This window comes from Sporosarcina sp. HYO08, assembly GCF_001563475.1.
GTDB lineage: Bacteria > Bacillota > Bacilli > Bacillales_A > Planococcaceae > Sporosarcina.
Window position 1 is genome coordinate 1 of sequence record NZ_LPUT01000016.1, and the last position, 2,140, is coordinate 2,140.

General features: G+C 49.2%; 13 tRNA genes and 2 rRNA genes. All 15 read right to left on the reverse strand.

The annotated features are described in order from the left end of the window. Positions 1–46: 46 nt before the first annotated feature. A tRNA-Met gene (locus AU377_RS06845) sits at positions 47–121 on the reverse strand. Between the two features lie 315 nt (positions 122–436). Then, positions 437–529: transfer RNA gene (locus AU377_RS06850), tRNA-Ser, on the reverse strand. A 15-nt stretch (positions 530–544) separates the two neighbouring features. Next, positions 545–621: transfer RNA gene (locus AU377_RS06855), tRNA-Ile, on the reverse strand. A gap of 6 nt (positions 622–627) precedes the next feature. Next, a tRNA-Met gene (locus AU377_RS06860) sits at positions 628–701 on the reverse strand. 36 nt (positions 702–737) lie between these two features. Beyond that, positions 738–813, reverse strand: a tRNA-Ala gene (locus AU377_RS06865). A 16-nt stretch (positions 814–829) separates the two neighbouring features. Further along, positions 830–906, reverse strand: a tRNA-Pro gene (locus AU377_RS06870). Between the two features lie 12 nt (positions 907–918). Beyond that, a tRNA-Arg gene (locus AU377_RS06875) sits at positions 919–995 on the reverse strand. An 18-nt stretch (positions 996–1,013) separates the two neighbouring features. Next, positions 1,014–1,102 (reverse strand) — tRNA-Leu (locus AU377_RS06880). A gap of 9 nt (positions 1,103–1,111) precedes the next feature. Then, a tRNA-Gly gene (locus tag AU377_RS06885) sits at positions 1,112–1,186 on the reverse strand. 6 nt (positions 1,187–1,192) lie between these two features. Continuing rightward, positions 1,193–1,274 (reverse strand) — tRNA-Leu (locus AU377_RS06890). Between the two features lie 27 nt (positions 1,275–1,301). Next, positions 1,302–1,377 (reverse strand) — tRNA-Lys (locus AU377_RS06895). A 5-nt stretch (positions 1,378–1,382) separates the two neighbouring features. Next, a tRNA-Thr gene (locus AU377_RS06900) sits at positions 1,383–1,458 on the reverse strand. Between the two features lie 10 nt (positions 1,459–1,468). Then, a tRNA-Val gene (locus AU377_RS06905) sits at positions 1,469–1,544 on the reverse strand. A gap of 165 nt (positions 1,545–1,709) precedes the next feature. Beyond that, a 5S ribosomal RNA gene (gene rrf, locus AU377_RS06910) occupies positions 1,710–1,825 on the reverse strand. Positions 1,826–2,013: 188 nt separating this feature from the next. Next, positions 2,014–2,140: ribosomal RNA gene (locus AU377_RS06915) — 23S ribosomal RNA — on the reverse strand; the annotation flags it as partial.

The window sequence follows — 2,140 nt, forward strand, 5'->3', positions numbered from 1 at the left end:
CCTGCGTGACAGGCAGGCATGTTAACCGCTACACCACGGGACCTTTTGGTTGCGGAGGCAGGATTTGAACCTGCGACCTTCGGGTTATGAGCCCGACGAGCTACCACTGCTCCACTCCGCGATAATATTATTTTTTGGTATTTTTGATATACCACGCATTAAGTTTGTTCTGCGGCCTTTTATGATAATTTCCCTTTGGGAAATTACCCAAATCGCATTCTTCGTGATGCGATTTGCTCCACTCCGCGATAATAGTATTTGTTGGTATTTTTGACATACCACGCATTAAGTTTGTTCTGTGGCTTTTATGATAATTTCCCTTTGGGAAATTATCCAAATCACATTCTTCGTGATGTGATTTGCTCCACTCCGCGATAATAGTATTTTGGATCTTATAAAAAATCTTGTTAGCACTTGTTACTTTTTACAATAAATATGGCGGAGGAAGAGGGATTCGAACCCCCGCGGGCTTTAACACCCCTGTCGGTTTTCAAGACCGATCCCTTCAGCCAGGCTTGGGTATTCCTCCATATTATATATGTGCTGGTGGACCTTGCAGGACTCGAACCTGCGACCGGACGGTTATGAGCCGTCTGCTCTAACCAACTGAGCTAAAGGTCCTTAAGATGGCGGCGGAGGGAGTCGAACCCCCGACCTTACGGGTATGAACCGGACGCTCTAGCCAGCTGAGCTACGCCGCCAGGAATAGTATTATAGTACTTCAGTATAGTATATATTGGTGGAGCCTAGCGGGATCGAACCGCTGACCTCCTGCGTGCAAGGCAGGCGCTCTCCCAGCTGAGCTAAGGCCCCATTTTTTTTTAATAAATGGTCGGGAAGACAGGATTCGAACCTGCGACCCCTTGGTCCCAAACCAAGTGCTCTACCAAGCTGAGCTACTTCCCGAAAAATATGTATTGGCGCGCCCGACAGGAGTTGAACCCATAACCTTCTGATCCGTAGTCAGACGCTCTATCCAATTGAGCTACGGGCGCATTTATTTAATATACAACTGGTGCCGAGAACCGGAATCGAACCGGTACGGTAGTCACCTACCGCAGGATTTTAAGTCCTGTGCGTCTGCCAGTTCCGCCACCCCGGCAAGGGTAATTGGAGCGGAAGACGGGATTCGAACCCGCGACCCCGACCTTGGCAAGGTCGTATTCTACCACTGAACTACTTCCGCTTAGAGTGCGGGTGAAGGGAGTCGAACCCCCACGCCCGAAGGCACTAGATCCTAAGTCTAGCGTGTCTGCCAGTTCCACCACACCCGCGTTATTTATCATGATTTCTCATAAAAATGGTGAGCCATACAGGATTCGAACCTGTGACCCTCTGATTAAAAGTCAGATGCTCTACCGACTGAGCTAATGGCTCAAAAATGGTGCCGGCGAAAGGACTTGAACCCTCAACCTACTGATTACAAGTCAGTTGCTCTACCAGTTGAGCTACACCGGCAAGGTGTATATGGTGGAGGATGACGGGTTCGAACCGCCGACCCCCTGCTTGTAAGGCAGGTGCTCTCCCAGCTGAGCTAATCCTCCATGTTAAAATCGCGATAAGCTTCGCATTACTGCGTCAGCTTCATTCGTTCGGTCAGTCACGTATTGGAATACGCTCCTTCCCTCTCTCAATCGCTTCCTTGTCCTGCTCGTTTCTCCCGATTTTAACGAGATTCACGATAGAATTTTAAGGAATTTAATTGGTAAGCCTGGCGACGTCCTACTCTCACAGGGGGAAGCCCCCAACTACCATCGGCGCTGAAGAGCTTAACTTCCGTGTTCGGTATGGGAACGGGTGTGACCTCTTCGCCTTCGTCACCAGACTATGAGCTTGTTCGCTCAAAACTGAATAAAACAAACATTGGATGCACAATCGTAATCAATTACATACTGTCCAGCTCCGACTCCCTGACGCTCGAGGTCATAAGCCCTCTTGCCTCCGTGGCTTTCGCCACTACTGCAAGCCGTCTTATGCTTGTCGCGTCAAAGCGGTCGTCTCCGCTTTTCTTAATAGGTTAAGTCCTCGATCGATTAGTATCTGTCAGCTCCACACGTCGCCGTGCTTCCACCCCAGACCTATCCACCTCATCATCTTTGAGGGATCTTACTTACAAATGTAATGGGAAATCTCATCTTGA